This is a genomic window from Nocardiopsis sp. FIRDI 009 (assembly GCF_003386285.1).
Lineage (GTDB): Bacteria > Actinomycetota > Actinomycetes > Streptosporangiales > Streptosporangiaceae > Nocardiopsis.
Window position 1 is genome coordinate 17,339 of the sequence record NZ_QPNC01000003.1, and the last position, 18,769, is coordinate 36,107.

Genomic DNA, 18,769 nt, shown 5'->3' on the forward strand with positions numbered 1-18,769 from the left:
TTGGTGATGTGTCCAATATCACCATAGAATACCATGTGGCATAGATCACAACTGGGTGTTGTGTGGTGCCGGGAACCGCCGTCATAGGTCGACATACCGTTTTTATCCCGGTTAAACCTGTTATTTGCTGGTGACATTCCAACTAAACCGCCGGTGTACATCTCGGTAAGGTGGCGCCCCGACGTGACACCAGGTGGCGGTCTCGCCCCGGTCTTCGGGGTGCGCACGCGGGGGCTCTGCGCCGACCCGCCGCCTGAGGTAACCGCGGGTGGCGAAGGGGCACACGCCTTGTCGGGGCTCGCGGTGGGACAGCCCCGTAGAGGAGACCGTGTCAGCAGTACGTGCAGACAACCTGTACAAGGTGTTCGGCAGGCAGGCAGGGGCCGCGGTCGAGCGGCTCTCCGACGGCAGCCACCGTGACACCATCGCCGACCTCGACGTGACCGCAGCCGTCATCGACGTCTCGTTCGAGGTCAAGCCCGGCGAGATCTTCGTCGTCATGGGCCTGTCCGGATCCGGGAAGTCCACCCTGATCCGCATGCTCAACGGCCTCCTGGAGCCCACCTCGGGCACCGTCGAGGTCGACGGCGTCAACATCTCCGCCCTCAGCAAGAAGGACCTGCTGAGGCTGCGCGGCGAGAAGATCAGCATGGTCTTCCAGCACTTCGCGCTCCTTCCGCACCGTACGGTCCGCGAGAACGCCGCCTACGGTCTGGAGCTGCGCGGTGTTCCCCGCGCCGAGCGCGACCGCAGGGCTCAGGAGACCCTCGACCTGGTCGGTCTCGGGGGCTGGGAGGACAAGCTCCCCCACCAGCTCTCCGGCGGTATGCAGCAGCGCGTGGGCCTGGCCCGCGCCCTCGCCGCCGACACCGACATCATCCTCATGGACGAGGCGTTCAGCGCCCTGGATCCGCTGATCCGCCGCGACATGCAGACCCAGCTCCTCGAACTCCAGAAGACCCTGGGCAAGACGATCGTCTTCATCACGCACGACCTCAACGAGGCCATGCGCCTCGGAGACCGGATCTGCGTCCTGCGCGACGGCCGCGTCGCCCAGATCGGCACCGCCCAGGAGATCCTCAGCGCTCCGGCCAACGACTACGTCGAGCGCTTCATCGAGGACGTCGACCGCACCCGCGTGCTCACCGCCACCGAGGCGATCGACCCCGACGCGCCCGATGACGCGTCCCTCCCCGAGGTCGCGGCCGACACCCCGATCGCGGACCTGTACGGCAGCATGACCACCTCCGACCACCTCCGTGTGGTCGGTGACGACGGCCGGGCGATCGGGACGGTGTCGCGCACCTCCGTGCTCGCCGCCCTCGCGGCCGGGAAGGAGAGCGCGTGACCCCCGTCGACTTCCCGCCGACCATTCCCCTCGGCGCCGGTTTCGAGACCCTCAACCAGTGGCTCAAGAGCAACTTCGGGGTGGTCTTCGACGCCGTCGGCGCCTTCGTCAGCTGGTCAGTGGAGGCCCTCTCCGGGTTCTTCGTCTCCCCGGCCGCCGGTCAGCTGGCCTTCATCGCCGCCGCGATCATCGCCGCCCCCCTGCTCAGGACCCGGCGCCAGCCCCTGGTGGCCGTCGTGGGCGTGGTCTCGGTCCTCTACATCCTCCAGGCCCAGCTCGGGGTCGGCGACTGGGCCATCAACAACCTCCTCCCGCCCGCGCCGATCCGGTGGTTGATCGACGCGACCGGAGAGTACGCCGACGGCTACTTCGTGGTCTCCCTGCTGTTCCTGGCCGCCGTGACGGTGCTCGGGGCGCTGGACAGGGGCACCCGGGTACGCACCGGGGTGGTGGCCGGGGGCTGGCTCGCGGCCGTCCTGCTCGGCTGGTTCCTCCTGCCGGTGGTGGTCACCGAACCCCGCGCCCTGTTGATGCTCCTGCTCCTCAGCCTGCTGGCGTTCTCCGTGGCGGGCTGGAAGATGGGCGTGTTCGCCCTGGTGGCGCTGTCCGTGGTCGCGTCGGTCGACCAGTGGACCAACGCCATGGACACCCTCGGCCTGGTCCTCGTGGCCAGCCTCATCGCGGTGGTCATCGCGATCCCGATCGGCATCCTGTCGGCCTACAACGACACGGTCAGCAAGATCGTCAAGCCGGTCCTCGACCTGATGCAGACGATGCCCGCCTTCGTCTACCTCATCCCGGCGATCTTCTTCTTCTCGATCGGCTCCGTCCCGGGTGTGGTCGCGACCGTCGTCTTCGCCATGCCGCCCGGCGTCCGCCTCACGGAACTGGGCATCCGCCAGGTCGACAAGGAGCTGGTGGAGGCCGGCGAGTCCTTCGGCGCGCCCAGCCGCAAGATCCTGACCGGGATCCAGGTCCCGCTCGCCCTCCCCACGATCATGGCCGGTGTCAACCAGGTCATCATGCTGAGCCTGTCCATGGTCGTCATCGCGGGGATGGTCGGCGCGGGCGGCCTGGGGAACCAGGTCTACCAGGGCATCTCGCGCAACGACGGTGCGCTGGGCTTCGAGGCCGGTGTCGCCGTGGTCGTCCTGGCGATCTTCCTCGACCGTCTGACGGCCGCGGTCACGCACAACACCCCGCAGGCACGCGCCGAGCGCGCGCGCTCGTGAGGGAACGACAGAAGCATCGAGGGAAGGGAAAACACGTATGAACGCGCGTCTGGCATCGCTCACGGCCCTGGGCCTGGGCAGTGCACTCCTGCTGACCGCCTGCGGTGGCGGCGGGCAGGACCTGACCGAGGGTGACGGCGACGACCAGGCGGCGGGCGCCTGTGAACCGGGCGCGGAGGCGCCGGTCGTCGAGGAGGCCGACATCCCGGTGGTCGACATCCCGGAGTCCGGCGAGGACGCCGACGAGATCAACATCGCGCTGATCCCGTGGGAGGAGGGCATCGCCGCCACCGCCCTGTGGGAGGTGCTCCTGGAGGAGAAGGGCTACGACGTCACCATCACCGAGCTCGACGTCGCCCCCATGTACCAGGGCGCCGCCAACGGCGACGTCGACCTGTTCCTCGACACCTGGCTGCCGCAGACCCACGCGGACTACTGGGCGGACTACGGGGACGACCTGGAGAACCTCGGTTACTGGTACGACAACGCCCGCCTGACGCTGACCGTCCCCGCCTACATGGAGGACGTCAACACCATCGCCGACCTGCGTGAGCACGCGGACGAGCTGGGCGGCCAGATCGTCGGCATCGAGTCCGGCTCCGGTCTGGTGCGCACCACCAAGGAGCACGCGATCCCGGGTTACTGCCTGGGCGACGACCTGGAGCTGGTCGAGTCCTCCACCGGCGCCATGCTCGCCGAGCTGGACTCCGCCTACCAGGCCGAGGAGCCGATCGTCGTCACCCTGTGGCGTCCGCACATCGCCTACGCCCAGTACGACCTCAAGGACCTTGAGGACCCCGAGGGCATGATGGGCGGCGCCGAGACCATCCACGCGGTCGGCCGCGGCGGCTTCGCCGAGGACTACCCGAACGCCGCCTCCTGGCTGAGCGAGTTCACGCTGTCCGACGAGGAGCTGGGCTCCCTGGAGTCCCTGACCCTCGACGAGTACGAGGACGACCCGCAGGAGGGCGCTCGCGTCTGGCTCTCCGAGAACCCCGAGTTCCTGGAGCGCACCCTGGGCGACGACGCGGAGGGCCTGGAGTTCTGACCGGCTCCCGGCGTCCCGGGCCCCGTGCCGAGGTCACGAGGCCGTAGGAAACGGATACGGGCCGTCTCCCCGACCGGGGAGGCGGCCCGTACGTGTGCGCGGCCCGCGCGGTTCAGGGCGCGTAGTAGCCGCCCTGGGCTCCGGGCTTCCACTGGTTGGCCTGGTCCCGGCGTTCCCGTCGGGGGAGCAGGTAGGCGGAGAGCAGGCCGCCGATGAACCCGAACAGGTGGGCCTGCCACGAGACGCCGGGGTGTTGGGGCAGGACCCCCCAGATCATGGTCCCGTAGAAGAGGACCACGCAGATCATGATCACGATGTCGATGGTCTTGCGCTCGATGATGCCGCGCAGGATGGTGTAGCCGAAGTAGCCGAAGACGAGCCCGCTGGCTCCGACGGTGAGGGAGAGGGGCTGGCTGAACAGCCACACGCCGAGTCCGCTCACCACCGCCACGATCAGGGTGGTCAGGAGGAACCGGCCCAGACCGCTGAAGGCGACCAGGGATCCCAGGACCAGGAACGGCAGCGAGTTCCCGATGAGGTGCGCGAGGTTGCCGTGCATGAAGGGTGCGGTGAGCACGGTCCAGGGCTCGGAGAAGGTCCAGGCGCGCAGCCCGAACTCACGGTCGAGCCCCCCGTTGAGCAGGAAGCTGTCGAGGATCTCGAAGACCCACATGGTCGCGAGCATCCCCGCTACGGTCAGGATGGCGGTGATTCTGGACTGCTTCACCCCATCGAGGGTAGATCACGTGCCCTTGAGGCGGTATGTCCGTGGGGCGTGTGGTGCGGCCGTCGCCGCACGTGTCCTGAGGGGCGCGGTCTCCCGGAGCGCCGCGCTGACGACGCCCCGGCCCCGCCCGGGGAGGTCGGGCTCAGGAGGTCAGGGAGCGCTCGCGGGGCGGGATACCGGCGACCGCCATGAACGCCTCGACCTTGGCGGGCCTGGTCATCCCGGTCAGCGGAAGGTGCGTGCGGGCGGTGCGGCGGCTGTGCAGCGACGGGAAGCGCTTGGGCCGCCCGGCGGTGTCGTACAGGGCCAGGGAGCGGATCCGGCCGGGGAGCACGTGGTACGAACCGATGTCCTGGAACGGCACGCTCACGGTGTAGCGGCCGCGCACGTAGCGGAACTCGTCGTCGGAGACCTCCAGGACGGGCGCCTTGATGAGGTGGCCGTGGACGGCCAGTGCGGCGCCCATGAGGGCGAGGAGGACTCCCAGGGTGATGGTGGCCCAGTGTCCGGGTTCGAGGACCACGGCGACGACGGCCAGGGCCACGAGGAGGTAACCGGCCGTCAACTCCACGTGTTTGCGGCCTGCGGGGCAGACCATGCGGACGGTTTCGGACACGGCAGATGCCTCTCTCACTGGGTACTGCACGGGGTGACGTCGGTCGCCGATCGCAGCTTATCGGCTCCTCGCCCCTGCGGACTGCGGTTTCGGACACCCCGGTTCACGGTGCAGGCTGCTCGTCTGTGACTGTTGGTAGCTGTTGTTCGGCTTTGTTTCTTTTGTCCGATTGTAATCGGATCTTCCGATGAAGGGATGTTTGTCTCTCCTGTTTTCCGACTGGTGAATGATGCGATCGACGGTGGGTGTTTCTCAGATTATGTGAGCTGTTTGATGCCTGATGTCCGCTTTGTCGGAGGGGTGGATGGAAGGCGCTCGCGTGGATAAACACTGTTGACCTTGGTCCCGATTTCGCGGGGTGTCCGCCGGAAGGTCTTCGTCCATTTTTGGCATGTCCGAATCCGGCTTCGCTGGGTAGCTTCGCTGATATCTCCTCTGGCCTGCGAAGACGTGGGGCCGCGTGGAGTGTTTCCGGGGTGTTGGGGCGCGTGCCGACCACTCTCGGCGACGGCAGCGAACGGGTTGCGGATGGGTCACGAATCCGGCATTGGGGCTATACAGACATTTCGCCTAATGGTCTTCTGAACGACTAATCGCCTAACTTCGGCGGGGTATGCGTCATGTGTTCCGACGCTGCGTGTTCGTCTCGTATTAGCGATCAAGGGTGTAACTGATGCACGAACGAAGGAAATCGCTCGCGCTGGCCGCGGCGGGCGCCTCCGCGATGATGGTCTTGACGGCCTGTTCCGGTTCCGGAGGCGGTCCGGCGGAGGGGGAAAGGGAGGTCACCTGGGTGATCAACAGCCTCCCGGCCGCGTGGGCGAGCACCAACGGCTCGGGCAGTGTCTACACGGTCCAGATGCTCTCCGGCGTGATCCCGCACACCGGTGTCTGGCAGCCCGACGGCACGTATGAGTACAACATGGACGTCCTCGCCGAGGAGCCCCAGGTCATCAACGACGACCTGGACGCCGGGCCGTTCCAGTACAGCTTCACCCTCCACGAGGACGCGGTCTGGAGCGACGGCACGCCCATGACCGGTGAGGACCTGCGCGTCACCGCGATGATGTCGGCCTCCCCGGACGAGGGCTACTGCACCACCTGCGACTCCCGGGGCACCACCAACGCCGACATGATCGACACGATGGAGGTCGACGGCAAGACCATCACCATCACCCTCAAGGAGGGGCTCTCCGACCCAGAGTGGATGAGCCAGTTCGACTCCACCAGCGCCAGCGGCGGCTTCTACCCGTCCCACCTGGCGGAGGAGAACGGCTGGGACGTCGACGACCCCGACGAGCTCGGCGAGTTCTTCACCTGGCTGCACGAGACCCGTCCGGAGTGGTCCGGCGGCCCGTGGATGATCGTCGACGGCGACCTGGAGAACCAGGTGGTCAAGGAGCCCAACCCGGAGTGGTGGGGCGACCCCGTCCAGTTGGACCGCATCATCATGCCGTTCAACACCGACGAGGGCACCTTCGTCAACGCGTTCAACAACGGTGAGATCGACGGCGCCAACCCCGCCCAGTTCAGCGAGGACGTCATCGCGGAGCTGGAGGGCGTCCCCAACGCCACGGTCACCATCGGCGAGGGCAGCACCTGGGAGCACATCGACATCAACACGGAGAACGAGTGGCTCTCCGACGTCGAGCTGCGCCGCGCCATCTTCACCGCGATCGACCGGGACGACATCGCCAACCGCACCTACGGCCAGGGCTTCCCCGACTACGAGCTGAAGAACAACCACATCTTCGACAGCAACAGCGAGTACTACGTCGACCACATCACCCCCACCGGCCAGGGCAGCGGTGACACCGAGGCCGCGCTGGAGATCCTGGAGGAGGCCGGGTACGAGCTCGACGGCGACACCCTCACGCTCGACGGCGAGCAGGTCGGCCCGTTCCGCCTGCGCAGCACGGACACCGTGGTGCGCAACAACTCCGTGCAGCTGATCCAGGCCCACCTGGCCGAGATCGGCATCGACACCACCATCGAGATGACCGACAACCTCGGCGAGATGCTCGTCGGCCAGGACTACGACATCGTCGAGTTCGGCTGGAGCGGCTCCCCCTACTTCACCAGCAGCCCCGAGCAGTTCTGGCACAGCGAGAGCTCCAGCAACTTCGGTGGCTACTCCAACTCCGAGGTCGACGAGCTCACGGAGATGACGGGCACGGCCGCCAACCGCGACGAGGCCGCCGAGTACGCCAACCAGGCCATGGAGATCCTCGTCGAGGACGCCTACGTCCTCCCCCTCCTCGCCGACCCGAACTACTTCTTCGTGAACGACCGGGTCGCGGGCATCGAGGACAACCTCTACTCCAGCCTCCGCGCCACCTACAACATCGGTGAGTGGAGCCTGGCCGAGTAGCTCGGTCCAGGTCTCCGGGCCCGGGCACGGTACACCCACCCTGCCCGGGCCGGTCCTCGTCCACCCTGAAGGATCACACCCCATGCTCGTTTACACGGTGCGGCGCGTGCTGGGCGCGATACCCGTCCTCCTCCTGGCGTCCGTCCTCACCTTCGTCCTGATCGACCTCTCCGGTGACCCGCTGGCCGATCTCCACGTCCAACAGCCGCCCCCGGACCCGGAGGTCATCCAGCTCCAGGCGGAACGCCTCTACCTCGACCGGTCCATGCCCGAGCGGTACTGGCTCTGGATGACCGGCATCGGCGGCAACGGCGACATCGGCCTGCTCCAGGGCAAGTTCGGCCCCTCCACCCAGAGCGCCACCTACGACATCGGCGCCAACATCGCCGAACGCCTCGGGGTCACCCTGCGGCTGGTGGGGGCGGCCATGGTCTTCGCGCTCGGCCTGGCGGTCCTCACCGGGGTCGTCAGCGCCATGCGCCAGTACTCCAAGCTCGACTACGCCCTCACCTTCGTCGGCTTCCTCGCCCTGGCCATGCCGACCTTCTGGTTCGCCGGACTCGTCCAACAGGCCGGGGTCTCGTTCAACGAACTCGTCGGCACCCCCTTCTTCGCCACGGTCGGCGACGGCACCTACCAGGCGCAGGGGCTGTCCCCGTGGGGCCGCTTCACCAACGCCCTCGCGTACATGACGCTGCCGACCATCGTGCTGATGCTGACCAGTTTCGCGTCGTGGAGCCGGTACCAGCGCACCTCCATGCTGGAGGTGCTCAACAGCGACTACGTGCGCCTGGCGCGCGCCAAGGGGCTGCCCAACCGCGTCGTCGTCCGGCGGCACGCCCTGCGCACCGCCCTGATCCCCCTGACCACGGTCGTGGCCGTCGGCATGGCGGCCATCATCGACGGCACGGTCCTGACCGAACGGGTCTTCCAGTGGCGGGGACTCGGCGAGTTCTTCATCCAGGCGGTGGAGGCCAACGACTCCTTCGCCCTCATGGCGTGGCTGATGCTCAGCGGCACCACCGTCATCCTGGCCAACCTCATCGCCGACCTGCTGTACGGCGTGCTCGACCCGAGGATCCGCTATGAGTGAGAACAGGGCGCCGGACACGGTCCGCACGATCGACGCCGACGGGGTGGGCGGCGTCGAGCGCACCCAGCTGCAGATGATCACACGCCGGTTCCTCCGGCACCGGCCCGCCATGATCAGCCTGGGCGTGCTGGTCGTGATCACGCTCTTCGCCTTCGTCGGCCCCTACCTGTGGACGTGGGACCACACCGTCCACCGGGAGATCCCGCCCAGCGTGCCGCCCAACGCCGACCACCCGCTCGGCACCACCACGGCCGGGAACGACGTGCTCGGCCAGCTCATGCGCGGCGCCCAGCAGACCCTCAAGGTGGCGTTCACCGTGTCGATCCTCGGCACGGTGGTCGGCTCCCTGTGGGGGGCGACGGCCGGGTACTACGGCGGCCGGGTGGACTCCCTGATGATGCGGATCGTCGACGTGTTCATGATCGTCCCGCTGCTGGTCATGGTCGCCGCGATCGCCGGAAGCGTGCGCGGGGGCACCACGTGGTGGGCGGTGGCGCTCATCATCGCCGCGTTCTCCTGGGCGCAGATCGCCCGTGTCGTCCGCGGCGTGGTGCTGTCCCTGCGGGAGCAGGAGTTCGTGGAGGCGGCCAGGGCGGCGGGCGCGTCGCCGGGCTGGATCATCGTCCGGCACCTGCTGCCCAACGCGGCCGGGCCGATCATCGTCGCCGCCACCCTCCTGGTGGCCGTGGCGATCCTGCTGGAGGCGGGGATGTCCTTCCTCAGCTTCGGCATCCAGCTCCCCGACATCTCCCTCGGCCAGATGATCGGCGACGCCCGCACGGCCGCCTCCACCCGGCCCTGGCTCTTCTACCCGCCGGGCGTCCTGCTGGTGGTCATCTGCCTGACGATCAACTTCATCGGTGACGGGCTCCGCGACGCCCTGGACCCGCGACAGACCATGGAGCGCCGATGACCGCGACCGACGCGACCAACAGTGAGAGGGAAGGCACCGTGGACCGCGACGACGTGGTGCTGGAGGTCGACGGCCTCAGCGTGACCTTCGAGTCCGACGACGGGCCGCTGCGGGCGGTGCGCGAGGTCTCCTACGTGCTGCGCGCGGGGGAGGCGCTGGGGATCGTCGGCGAGTCCGGATCGGGCAAGTCGGTGACGTCCATGGCGATCATGGGCCTGCTGCCCCGCAACGCCCGGGTGACGGGTTCGGCGCGCGTGCTGGGCCAGGAGGTCATCGGGCTGACGGACGCCCAGATCAGCAAGGTGCGCGGCGAGCGGATCGCGATGATCTTCCAGGACCCGCTGACCTCGCTCAACCCCGTCTACACCGTCGGCTACCAGATCGCCGAGGCCGTGCTCGCGCACCGGAACGTCAGCAGGGCCAAGGCGATGGAGCGCGCGCTGGAGCTGCTGGAGCTGGTGGGCATCCCCCATCCGGAGCAGCGGCTCAGGCAGTACCCGCACGAACTGTCGGGCGGTATGCGCCAGCGCGTGGTGATCGCGATCGCGATGGCCAACGAGCCCGACGTCATCATCGCCGACGAACCGACCACGGCGCTGGACGTCACCGTCCAGGCCCAGGTCCTGGAGGCGCTGAACGCGGCGCGGCGGGAGACCGGCGCGGCGCTCGTGCTCATCACCCACGACCTGGGCGTGGTGGCCGGGAACGTCGACCGGGTCGCCGTGATGTACGGCGGCCGCATCGTGGAGTCGGGACCGGTGGAGGAGGTGTTCTACCGCCCGCGGATGCCCTACGCCCTCGGCCTGCTGGGCTCCCTGCCGCGGTTGGACGCGGGCCGGCGCGAGCGCCTGAACCCGATCACGGGGACGCCGCCGTCCCTCAGCGCCATGCCCCCGGGGTGCTCCTTCGCTCCGCGCTGCCCCCTGGCGCGGCAGCAGTGCCACGAGGAGGAACCGCTCCTGCTGGGGGTTGACGAGCACGGCGACCGGGTCTCCGCCGACGTGACCGATCCGGCGGCGCACTCCGCCGCGTGCCACTTCAGCGCCGAGCTGGGCGAGTCCTCCCCCGCGGACCTGTTCCGCCCCGCGCGGCAGGGAGCCGGGGAGGGCGGCGCGGCGGAGGACACCGGTGGGGACCGGGCGGACACGGCGCCGGACCCCGCCGGGGGCGAACCCATCCTCACCGTCACGAACCTGGTGAAGAACTTCCCCATCCGGTCGAAGGGCCTGCTCAGGCGGAAGATCGGCGAGGTGCAGGCGGTGTCCGGCATCTCCCTGGAGCTGCGGGAGAGGGAGACGCTGGCCCTGGTCGGCGAGTCGGGGTGCGGCAAGTCGACCACCGCCCGGCTGCTGCTGCAGCTGATCCGGCGGACGTCGGGGGAGGTGTACTACCGGGGCCAGCCGCTGCACACGCTCACCCCGCGCCAGATGCGTCCGCTGCGGCGCGACCTCCAGCTGGTCTTCCAGGACCCGTTCGCCTCGCTGGATCCGCGGATGACGGTGGCGGACATCGTGGCCGAGCCGCTGCGCATCCACGGTGAGGGCAACGGCTCGGCCCGGCGGCGGGTGGGCGAGCTGCTGGATCTGGTGGGACTGAACCCGGAACACGGGTCCCGGTACCCGCACGAGTTCTCCGGAGGCCAGCGCCAGCGCATCGGTGTCGCGCGCGCCCTGGCGCTCAACCCCCGGGTGCTGGTCCTGGACGAGCCGGTCTCGGCCCTGGACGTGTCCATCCAGGCGGGGGTGATCAACCTGCTGGAGGATCTCCAGGACGAGCTGGGCCTGTCCTACCTGTTCGTCTCGCACGACCTGTCGGTGGTCAGGCACATCGCCGACCGGGTGGCCGTGATGTACCTCGGTCGGATCGTGGAGACCGGCACCACCGAGCAGCTCTTCGGGGCGCCCGCGCACCCCTACACCCAGGCGCTCATCTCCGCCATCCCGCTGCCCGACCCGGTCAAGGAGCGCACCCGGGAACGGATCATCGTGACCGGTGACGTCCCCAGCCCGGCCGACCCGCCGTCGGGTTGCCGGTTCCGGACGCGGTGCCCGAAGTTCGCGAACGAACTCTCCGCCCAGGAACAGGTCCGCTGCGTGGAGGAGCCCCCGGAGCTGGCGGACCGGGGCTCCGGCCACCACGACGCCTGCCACTACTCGGAGGTGGTCGAGCTGATCTGACCTCGGTTCCCCGGACCCCGGCGGGCCGGGCGCCCGGCGCGACCCCGCGCCGCCGCCCGGCCCGCCATCGCCGTTCCGGGGGTGTTCGGGGGCGTCGTCCGAGGTCGCGGGGTCGTAAGCGGATCGGGGACGGCGGTGCGAACGAACCCGGTGCGCCCGGCATCCGACCGGTGGGCACGCCTGGGTGGGGGCGGGTCTCCCCGGAAGGAGTCCGTGGCGACGGGTTCCCCGTGTTCCGTCCCCCCAGGCGCGTCCGTGGCCCGGCGGGGACACCGTCGGCTACGTTCGTGGCGCCGTTCCCACGGCGCCGTACAGGACCGATGATCTCAGAGGAGATCCATGACCCTCGTAACCCCCGGCGACCCACGCCCCGCACGTGGTCGCCTCCGTCGCTCCGGCCGCGGAACACGGATGGCCGCGGCGGCTCTGGCGGCGATCCCCCTGGTCGCCCTCGCGCCGTTCACCGGCTCGTCCGCGCTCGCCGACGCCGTCGACGAGCAGGAACGCCTGGCGGATCTGCGCGCCGACATCGACGCCCTGCTGGAGGACCCCGCCCTGGAGGGCGCGGTGTCCGGTGTGGTCGTCGTCGACCCGGAGACCGGCGAGCGGCTCTACGCGCGCGACGGCGGCGCCCCGCTGCTCCCGGCCTCCAACATGAAACTGTTCACCACCGCCGCCGGACTGGAGGTCCTGGGCACCGACCACACGTTCACGACGGACGTCATGGTCGAGGACCGGATCGGCCGGGGCGGCTCCTCCGTCTCGGACCTGTTCCTGGTCGGCGGCGGCGACCCATCGCTGACCGCGGACGATCTGGACGCGATGGCGCGGGAGGTCGCCGACTCCGGGGTCCGGACCGTCCGCGGCGACCTGGTCGCCGACGACACCTGGTTCGACGACGAGCGCCTGGTGGACGACTGGTGGCCCTCGGACGAGCCGTACGCCTACAACGCGCAGATCTCCGCGCTGACCGTCGCCCACGGGGAGCGCCTCGACACCGGGGTCACGGAGGTCGTGGTCACCCCGACGGTCGACGGTGAGGCGGTCGACGTGGACCTGGGCGCGGCCGAGGGCTACATGGAGCTGGACAACCGGGCCGTCACCGTGGCGGCCGGGGAGAGCGGCTCCGTCGTCATCGACCGTCCCACGGGCACCAACACCATCACCGTGACCGGTTCCCTGCCCGAGGACGCCCAGCCGGTGGTGCGGCTGCGCACGGTCGACGAGCCCGCGGCCTTCGCCGGGCACGTCTTCCGGGAGGCGCTGGAACGGCACGGGGTCCGCGTCCGGGGCGACGTGACCCTGGGCGAGAGCCCGAAGGACCTGTCGGACGCCGAGGTGCTCGCCGACCACGAGTCCGACCGGCTGGGCGAACTCCTGGTCCCGCTGTTGAAGTTCAGCAACAACGGGCACACGGAGATGCTCGTGAAGAGCATCGGCCGCGAGGTCGCCGACGAGGGTTCGTGGCCGGCCGGTCTGGCCGGTGTCGAGGAGGCCGTGGCCGGTCTCGGCGTGGACACCGGCGACCTCGTCCTCAACGACGGTTCCGGCCTGTCGCGGACCGACCGGGTCACCGCCGACGCCGTCACCGACCTGTACACGCGGGTGCGGGACGCCTCCTGGTTCGACACGTGGCGGGCGGCGATCCCGGTGGCGGGCGACCCCGACCCGTGGGTGGGCGGCACGCTCACCAACCGCATGCGCGGCACGGCCGCGGACGGCGTCGTGCGGGCCAAGACCGGCACGATGTCCGGGGTCAGCGCCCTGTCCGGGTACGTCACCGGCCCCGACGGACGCGACCTGGTGTTCAGCGTGATCAACAACGGTCACTCGGGCTGGGCGCCGTACCACGTGCAGGACGGGATCGCGATCCGGATCGCCGAGTACCTGGGCCACGAGGCCCCGGTGACGACCTTCTCCCAGCGGGGCGCGACCCCGCGGCAGGGCAGCGGCGAGCTGGAGTGCTCGTGGGAGCTGACCTGCTGACCTGCTGACCGGTCGGCTCCGGTCGGCTGACGGTCGACGTGGCGGGGCGCGCTCCCCTGGGGGCGCGCCCCGCTCCCGCGCGGACCCGGCTTCGGACCGGCCCCGGGGCGGGACGGTGCCGGGGCGGGGCGTCCCCGGCGGGCGGGGGGTTGTCCACAGGCTGTGGACGCGACCCTCCGGAATGGCCCGAAGAATGGCAGACTCGACCTCAGGCGCCCCCGTCTCCAGCACCCGCCGCTCCGGATCCGCGGCGCCACACCGTTCCCACCCCCCGTTGACGGGCGTGCCCCGGGAAGGCGCGCCCGCCACGACGCCCCGGAAGGGTTGGTGGTCATGTTCAGCAGCCTCCAGGGGCTCCCCGTGCACGCGTCGGCCGCCCTGCTGGGCTCGGCGGTCGCGGACGGAGCCGCCTGGGTCGGGCAGATCCTGTCGCTGGCCCTCTTCGCCCTCCTGCTGCTGGGGCTGGGGGTCCTGGCGAGCCGGATGATGGGCGTCCCCTTCCATCTGCCCCGGCTGGCGTTCGCGGGCATGGTCGGCATGGTGTTGGGCGGGGTCCTCGGGGTGACCCTGTACGCCGGTTCGATCCAGGCGGCGATGGAGCTCGACCCCGACCGGCGGGCGGCCCCGGGGTTCCTCGCCTTCACGTACCTGTCCATGGCCGCGGCGGCCATGCTGGTCTTCGTCGCGGTGGAGCTGGCCCTGCCGCAGGGCACGCGGCTGCGCCCGGTGGCCTCCGCCCGCGCGGTCGTGCTCTGGTCCAAGCGGATGGGCCGCTACCGCCGGATCGTGTGGATCCTGGCCAGACACGGGCTGTGGGGGTACGTCACCGGACGGCGCGACGGCGAGGAGGACGCCTCCACCCAGCGCCGCCTCGCCCGCTCCCTGGCCCGTTCCCTGGAGGAGGCCGGGGTGGTGTTCGTCAAGCTCGGGCAGGTGATGGCCACCCGCCGCGACCTGCTGCCCCCGGTGTTCGTCGAGGAGCTGGGCCGCCTGCACAGCGAGGTCGCGCCGGTGCCGTTCGACCGGATCCGCGAGTGCGTCGAGGGGTCGCTGGGCCGTCCGCTGGACGAGGTCTTCACGGACTTCTCCGCCGAACCGCTCGCCGCCGCCTCCATCGCCCAGGCCCATCTGGCCCGGTTGACGGACGGCGAGGAGGTGGTGGTCAAGGTGCAGCGCCCCGGCGTGGGGCCGGTCGTCCACCGCGACCTCGACATCATCCGGCGGCTGGCCCGCAGGTTCCAGCGGGGCACCGACTGGGGTCCGGCCATCGGGGTGGTGGACCTGGCGGAGGGGTTCGCCGAGGCGCTGCTGGAGGAGCTGGACTTCGAGGTGGAGGCGGCCAACATCGCCGCCGTCGCCGAGGCCGCCGCCGACTCGCCGGTGCGCATCCCCGCCGTGCACGAGACCTACACCACGCGCCGGGTCCTGGTCATGGAACGCCTGCACGGCACACCCCTGGGCGGCGCCGACCTCAGCGGGGCCGACGGCGGCCGCCTCGCCCGCGTGCTGCTGGACTGCCTGCTGGAACAGGTGATGCTCAGCGGCATCTTCCACGCCGACCCGCATCCGGGCAACATCCTGCTGCTCGACGACGGCGGCGTGGGGCTGCTGGACTACGGCTCCGTGGGCCGCCTGGACGGCCGGACCCGCGAGGCCCTGCGCATGATGCTCATGGCCCTCGACCGCACCGACGCGGTCCTGCTCACCGACACCCTCCTCGACGTGGTCGACGACCCCTCCGGGGTGGACGAGGAGCGCCTGCGCCGGGCTCTGGGCCAGTTCATGGCCCGGTACCTCCAGGGCGGCGCGACCGCCAGCATGCGCATGTTCACCGAGCTGACGCTCATCGTCACCCGGTTCGGTCTCTCCCTGCCGCCCGAGCTGGCGGCGGTGTTCCGGTCCCTGGCGACGCTGGAGGGCACACTGGTGCACCTCTGTCCGGGGTTCGACACGGTCGGCGAGGCGCGCAGGTTCGCCCAGGAGCGGATGGCGCACGCTCTGAACGGGGAGAACATCCGGGACGCGGCGATGGTGGAACTGGCCGCGCTCATGCCCGCGCTCCGCCGCCTGCCCCGGCGGCTGGACCGGGTCACCGACCAGTTGCACAAGGGCAGGTTCACCGTCCGGGTGCGTCCGTTCGCCCACCCCGCCGACCGCGCCCTGCTCCGGGCGATGACCCAGCGCGCGGTGCTCACGGCCCTGACCTTCGCCACCGGCTTGATGTCGGTGGGGCTGTTCAACGTCACCGAGGGCCCCGACGTGGTGTGGGACGAACTGTCCGCGCGCGCCCAGGTGCTCGACATCGTGGCCTGGGCGCTGCTGGCCGCGTCGGGGCTGATGATCCTGCGCCTGCTGGTCGGTATGGCCAAGGCCGGTGTCGCGCGTGGCGGGACGGACACCTGATCGTGGTGCGCGGATGCGTCGCCGGGCGCGCGGGGCGTGCGATCCCGAAGACGATGATCCGGGGGTGTACCGCCGGAGGCGGACGTCTCGGAGGTGCAACGCCGGACCGGCGCGTCCCCGCTCCGGCGGCCCCGGCGGCCCCGGCCCGGGGGCGGCTACCAGGCGCGGCGGCCGAGGTGGGCGAGCAGGCGGGTCTGCTCGTCGGCGTCCTCCGGAGGGGTCAGTTCGGGACCGCACACGCCCTCACGGCGCAGGTTCGGGCCGAACGTGTCGGCGGTCCGGCGCGCCCAGCGCACGTCCTCCGGCGCGATGCGCTCGTCCTGCCCGGTCGCACGGCACAGGTCCCAGCGGTGGATCACCAGGTCGAACCCCAGGAACCGGTCGACCGCCTCGGCGAACGTGGTCCTGCCGAAGAGGCCGTCGAACTCGGCTGCGGCGCGCTCGGGGTCGCGCAGGTCGCCCAGGACCACCGCCCGGGCGGCCCGCCACGCGGCGGCCGGGTCGTCGTCCACCGGGGGGATCTCGCCGAGTTCACGACCCACCAGGCCGAGGAACATGCCCTGGGTGTCCACGACGTGGCGGACGAGGTCGCGCGCGGTCCAGCCCGGACAGGGCGTGGGGGACGACCACCCGTCCTCGGGAACGGCCGCGACGGCGGCGGCGAACGCGGCGGACAGCCGGTCGTAGCGCGTGGCGATGTCACTCATGGCGGAGCCCTCTCTCCCGGATCGGCGGTGGCGCCCAGTCTGCTCCGAGTGCCCATGACCGTCTTGAACAAACGCGACAGACAGGTGTTCGAAGATGGGTGAGCGAACGGCCGTCACCGGGAGGTCGGGGCCACGGACCGTGGAACGGGACGCGCGCGGCATCCTCGACCCCCGGACCGGGTTGACCCGTTTCCGGCTCGACCGCCACGCGCCCTCGGCGTCCGTCTCCCGCTTCGTGGACCGCTACTGGGTGGCCTCGTGGGACCTGACCGGGCGCGCTCCGCACGTCCAACGGGTTCTGCCGCACCCCGTGGTCAACGTCGTGTTCCACGACGGCGGCGCCGCGGTGTACGGACCCGCCACACGTGTGCTCCCGCGCCGGTTGGAGGGGACCGGTTGGGCGCTGGGGGTCATGTTCCGCCCCGCCGGGTTCCGCCCGCTCCTCGGCCGTCCCCTGAGCACGATCGTGGACGCCGTCCTGCCGTGGTCGGAGCTCTTCGACGCCGACCTTCCCGCCCATGACGCTCCCGCGCCCCTGATCACGTGGGTGGACGACCTCCTGGCCGCGCGGCTCCCCGCCCGGCGCCACCCCGCCGAGGACACCGCCGACCTCGTGGACCGGCTGGCCGCCGACCCCTCGGCGGTGAGCGTGTCCGCCCTGGCCCGGCGCGAGGGGGTCGGGGTGCGCCTCCTGCAACGCCGGTTCGCCGACCACGTCGGTCTCTCCCCCAAGACGGTGATCCGCCGGTACCGGATCTACGAGGCGGCCGAGCGCGCCCGGTCGGGGGAACGGCCGGACTGGGGCGCGCTCGCCGCGGAGCTGGGGTACAGCGACCAGTCCCACCTGACCCGCGAGTTCACCTCCGTCATCGGGATGTCTCCGGGCCGGTACGCCGCTCTGGGGCGGCGGACACCAGGCGGCTGAGGACCGCGTACACCTCGTCCACCTTCGGCGCCGGGTCGGCGGTGCACCCACGCAGGATCAGGCCGTCGACGGCGGCGGCCGCCCCCGCCCTGGCCACCGGGTCGGGCAGGTAGGGCGCCAGGAAGGCGTCCACGGCCTGGTTCCAGCGCTCGATCTGCGAACGCATGGACGGCCGCCTGGCGGCGATGAGGAAGAGCTCGCACTCGGCCATCACGTGCGCCCGGTCGGCGTTCGACCCCGTGGCCACCAGTGCGGCGAACCCGCGCAGGGCGCCGTCGGGGTCCTCGGGCAGCGCCGCGATCGCGGCCACGTAGGTGTCGTTGACCCGGGTGAGGGCGTCCACCAGCAGGTCGTCCACGGCCGCGTAGTAGTAGGTGACCGCGCTCGGCGGCACCCCGGCCTCGGCCGCGACCCGGCGTTGGCTGACGGCGGCCACGCCCTCGCGTTCGATGATCCGCATCGTGGCGTCCAGGAGGAGGCGTCGGCGCTGTTCGCCCTTGCGCCGTCGGCCGTCGGTGATGTGCTCGGTCTCGCTCACGTGTTCCATTGTCCGTGGTGTCCGGTCGCTCCCGCCGCCGTCGACGGGGCTTCGGCCGGGAATGTCGTCCCCTGGGGGAGCGTTCCGTCGACGGGGTCCGTACACCGGGCGGGGGTCAGTGGGAGCCGCCCATCTCCAGCGCCATGACGCCGCCGATGATGAGGGCGATCCCGCCCGCCTGGATCCAGGTGAGGGACTCGCCGAGGAACATCGCGCCGATCACGGCGACCAGGGCGATGCCCGCCGCCGCCCACACACCGTAGGCCACGCCGAGCGCCATCCCCCGGCTCAGGGACTGGGAGAGCATGGCGAAGGCCGTGACGTATCCGACAGCCACGACGACCGAGGGGACGAGCCGGGTGAATCCCTCGGACAGCTTGAGCGACGTCGTCGCGGCGACCTCGGCGAGGATCGCGCCGCACAGCCAGATCCAGGGCATGGGGCCCCCTTCGGAGAAACCTGATCGAATGCTCCAGATACTACCCAGAAACCTGTTCGTTCGCTCAGGTATTCCCGGGGGTGATCGGTCTGCGTGCGCGGGTGGTCTCGGATGACCGTAATCTCGGGACCGGAGGATCCGACCCCTACCCCTGGGATGTATCGTCGGCTGTTCCGGCGCGTTCGCCCCACGCGTCCGGGATCACCTCTCTATACCGATCCGCGGAAGTTCCGAACCTTTTCGGCG

The 18,769-nt window shown here is 70.5% G+C and carries 15 protein-coding genes; 10 read left to right on the forward strand and 5 right to left on the reverse strand.

Annotation, left to right across the window (positions count from 1 at the left end; translation table 11 throughout):
- Positions 1 to 352 precede the first annotated feature (352 nt).
- Genes DVR05_RS02085 through DVR05_RS02095 form a run of 3 tightly spaced genes read left to right on the forward strand, consistent with a single transcriptional unit; the run spans position 353 to position 3,628 of the window.
- A complete protein-coding gene (locus DVR05_RS02085; protein WP_116244125.1) occupies positions 353 to 1,348 on the forward strand; it encodes a glycine betaine/L-proline ABC transporter ATP-binding protein in 996 nt (331 codons plus the stop codon).
- A complete protein-coding gene (locus DVR05_RS02090) occupies positions 1,345 to 2,580 on the forward strand; it encodes a proline/glycine betaine ABC transporter permease (protein WP_116244085.1) in 1,236 nt (411 codons plus the stop codon). Before DVR05_RS02085 ends, DVR05_RS02090 begins: the two co-directional genes overlap by 4 nt.
- 37 nt (positions 2,581 to 2,617) lie before the next feature.
- Complete coding sequence (locus DVR05_RS02095) at positions 2,618 to 3,628, forward strand: glycine betaine ABC transporter substrate-binding protein (protein WP_116244086.1); 1,011 nt, start codon at positions 2,618 to 2,620, stop codon at positions 3,626 to 3,628.
- 112 nt (positions 3,629 to 3,740) lie between these two features.
- On the opposite strand, the gene DVR05_RS02100 is transcribed toward DVR05_RS02095, so the two are convergent.
- Together DVR05_RS02100 and DVR05_RS02105 are read right to left on the reverse strand one after the other, a co-directional pair.
- On the reverse strand, positions 3,741 to 4,355 hold the full coding sequence (locus DVR05_RS02100; protein ID WP_116244087.1) for a rhomboid family intramembrane serine protease: 615 nt from the start codon (positions 4,353 to 4,355) through the stop codon (positions 3,741 to 3,743).
- A gap of 142 nt (positions 4,356 to 4,497) precedes the next feature.
- Complete coding sequence (locus DVR05_RS02105; RefSeq protein WP_198658999.1) at positions 4,498 to 4,971, reverse strand: hypothetical protein; 474 nt, start codon at positions 4,969 to 4,971, stop codon at positions 4,498 to 4,500.
- 673 nt (positions 4,972 to 5,644) lie between these two features.
- On the opposite strand from DVR05_RS02105, the gene DVR05_RS02110 reads away from it, so the two are divergent.
- From DVR05_RS02110 to DVR05_RS02135, 6 genes are all read left to right on the forward strand, one after another.
- Entirely contained in the window at positions 5,645 to 7,342 is a 1,698-nt protein-coding gene (locus DVR05_RS02110; RefSeq protein WP_116244088.1) for an ABC transporter family substrate-binding protein, read from the forward strand.
- A gap of 82 nt (positions 7,343 to 7,424) precedes the next feature.
- Complete coding sequence (locus DVR05_RS02115) at positions 7,425 to 8,435, forward strand: ABC transporter permease (protein WP_116244089.1); 1,011 nt, start codon at positions 7,425 to 7,427, stop codon at positions 8,433 to 8,435.
- Positions 8,428 to 9,348 carry an ABC transporter permease gene (locus DVR05_RS02120; protein WP_116244090.1) on the forward strand — a complete coding sequence of 307 codons (921 nt, stop codon included), beginning with the start codon at positions 8,428 to 8,430 and terminating at the stop codon, positions 9,346 to 9,348. Before DVR05_RS02115 ends, DVR05_RS02120 begins: the two co-directional genes overlap by 8 nt.
- Positions 9,345 to 11,525, forward strand: coding sequence for an ABC transporter ATP-binding protein (locus tag DVR05_RS02125; protein WP_116244091.1), 2,181 nt, complete (start codon positions 9,345 to 9,347; stop codon positions 11,523 to 11,525). Before DVR05_RS02120 ends, DVR05_RS02125 begins: the two co-directional genes overlap by 4 nt.
- Positions 11,526 to 11,936: 411 nt before the next feature.
- Positions 11,937 to 13,511: a D-alanyl-D-alanine carboxypeptidase/D-alanyl-D-alanine-endopeptidase gene (gene dacB / locus DVR05_RS02130; RefSeq protein ID WP_198659000.1), complete on the forward strand. Its 1,575-nt coding sequence runs from the start codon at positions 11,937 to 11,939 to the stop codon at positions 13,509 to 13,511.
- A gap of 333 nt (positions 13,512 to 13,844) precedes the next feature.
- Positions 13,845 to 15,914 carry an AarF/ABC1/UbiB kinase family protein gene (locus DVR05_RS02135; RefSeq protein WP_116244128.1) on the forward strand — a complete coding sequence of 690 codons (2,070 nt, stop codon included), beginning with the start codon at positions 13,845 to 13,847 and terminating at the stop codon, positions 15,912 to 15,914.
- A gap of 155 nt (positions 15,915 to 16,069) precedes the next feature.
- Here the strand turns inward: DVR05_RS02135 and DVR05_RS02140 are convergent, their stop codons facing one another.
- Positions 16,070 to 16,621, reverse strand: a complete 552-nt coding sequence (locus tag DVR05_RS02140) for a TIGR03086 family metal-binding protein (RefSeq protein ID WP_116244092.1) — start codon at positions 16,619 to 16,621, stop codon at positions 16,070 to 16,072.
- A 94-nt stretch (positions 16,622 to 16,715) separates the two neighbouring features.
- Between DVR05_RS02140 and DVR05_RS02145 the strand changes: the two genes are divergently transcribed.
- A complete protein-coding gene (locus tag DVR05_RS02145; RefSeq protein WP_232831935.1) occupies positions 16,716 to 17,546 on the forward strand; it encodes a helix-turn-helix transcriptional regulator in 831 nt (276 codons plus the stop codon).
- Here DVR05_RS02145 and DVR05_RS02150 read toward each other — a convergent pair.
- Together DVR05_RS02150 and DVR05_RS02155 are read right to left on the reverse strand one after the other, a co-directional pair.
- On the reverse strand, positions 17,488 to 18,093 hold the full coding sequence (locus tag DVR05_RS02150) for a TetR/AcrR family transcriptional regulator (protein ID WP_198659001.1): 606 nt from the start codon (positions 18,091 to 18,093) through the stop codon (positions 17,488 to 17,490). The genes DVR05_RS02145 and DVR05_RS02150 overlap by 59 nt on opposite strands.
- Before the next feature lie 106 nt (positions 18,094 to 18,199).
- Positions 18,200 to 18,523, reverse strand: coding sequence for a multidrug efflux SMR transporter (locus DVR05_RS02155; protein WP_116244093.1), 324 nt, complete (start codon positions 18,521 to 18,523; stop codon positions 18,200 to 18,202).
- Between the last annotated feature and the right edge of the window lie 246 nt (positions 18,524 to 18,769).

Excerpts from the sequence above, each read along its gene's own strand:
- DVR05_RS02155 (WP_116244093.1), bottom strand. The coding sequence starts at position 18,523 with ATGCCCTGGATCTGGCTGTGCGGCGCGATCCTCGCCGAGGTCGCCGCG.
- DVR05_RS02150 (WP_198659001.1), bottom strand. The coding sequence starts at position 18,093 with ATGGAACACGTGAGCGAGACCGAGCACATCACCGACGGCCGACGGCGC.
- DVR05_RS02125 (WP_116244091.1), top strand. The coding sequence starts at position 9,345 with ATGACCGCGACCGACGCGACCAACAGTGAGAGGGAAGGCACCGTGGAC.
- DVR05_RS02145 (WP_232831935.1), top strand. The coding sequence starts at position 16,716 with ATGGGTGAGCGAACGGCCGTCACCGGGAGGTCGGGGCCACGGACCGTG.
- DVR05_RS02140 (WP_116244092.1), bottom strand. The coding sequence starts at position 16,621 with ATGAGTGACATCGCCACGCGCTACGACCGGCTGTCCGCCGCGTTCGCC.
- DVR05_RS02120 (WP_116244090.1), top strand. The coding sequence starts at position 8,428 with ATGAGTGAGAACAGGGCGCCGGACACGGTCCGCACGATCGACGCCGAC.
- DVR05_RS02095 (WP_116244086.1), top strand. The coding sequence starts at position 2,618 with ATGAACGCGCGTCTGGCATCGCTCACGGCCCTGGGCCTGGGCAGTGCA.
- DVR05_RS02135 (WP_116244128.1), top strand. The coding sequence starts at position 13,845 with ATGTTCAGCAGCCTCCAGGGGCTCCCCGTGCACGCGTCGGCCGCCCTG.
- dacB (WP_198659000.1), top strand. The coding sequence starts at position 11,937 with ATGGCCGCGGCGGCTCTGGCGGCGATCCCCCTGGTCGCCCTCGCGCCG.
- DVR05_RS02110 (WP_116244088.1), top strand. The coding sequence starts at position 5,645 with ATGCACGAACGAAGGAAATCGCTCGCGCTGGCCGCGGCGGGCGCCTCC.
- DVR05_RS02115 (WP_116244089.1), top strand. The coding sequence starts at position 7,425 with ATGCTCGTTTACACGGTGCGGCGCGTGCTGGGCGCGATACCCGTCCTC.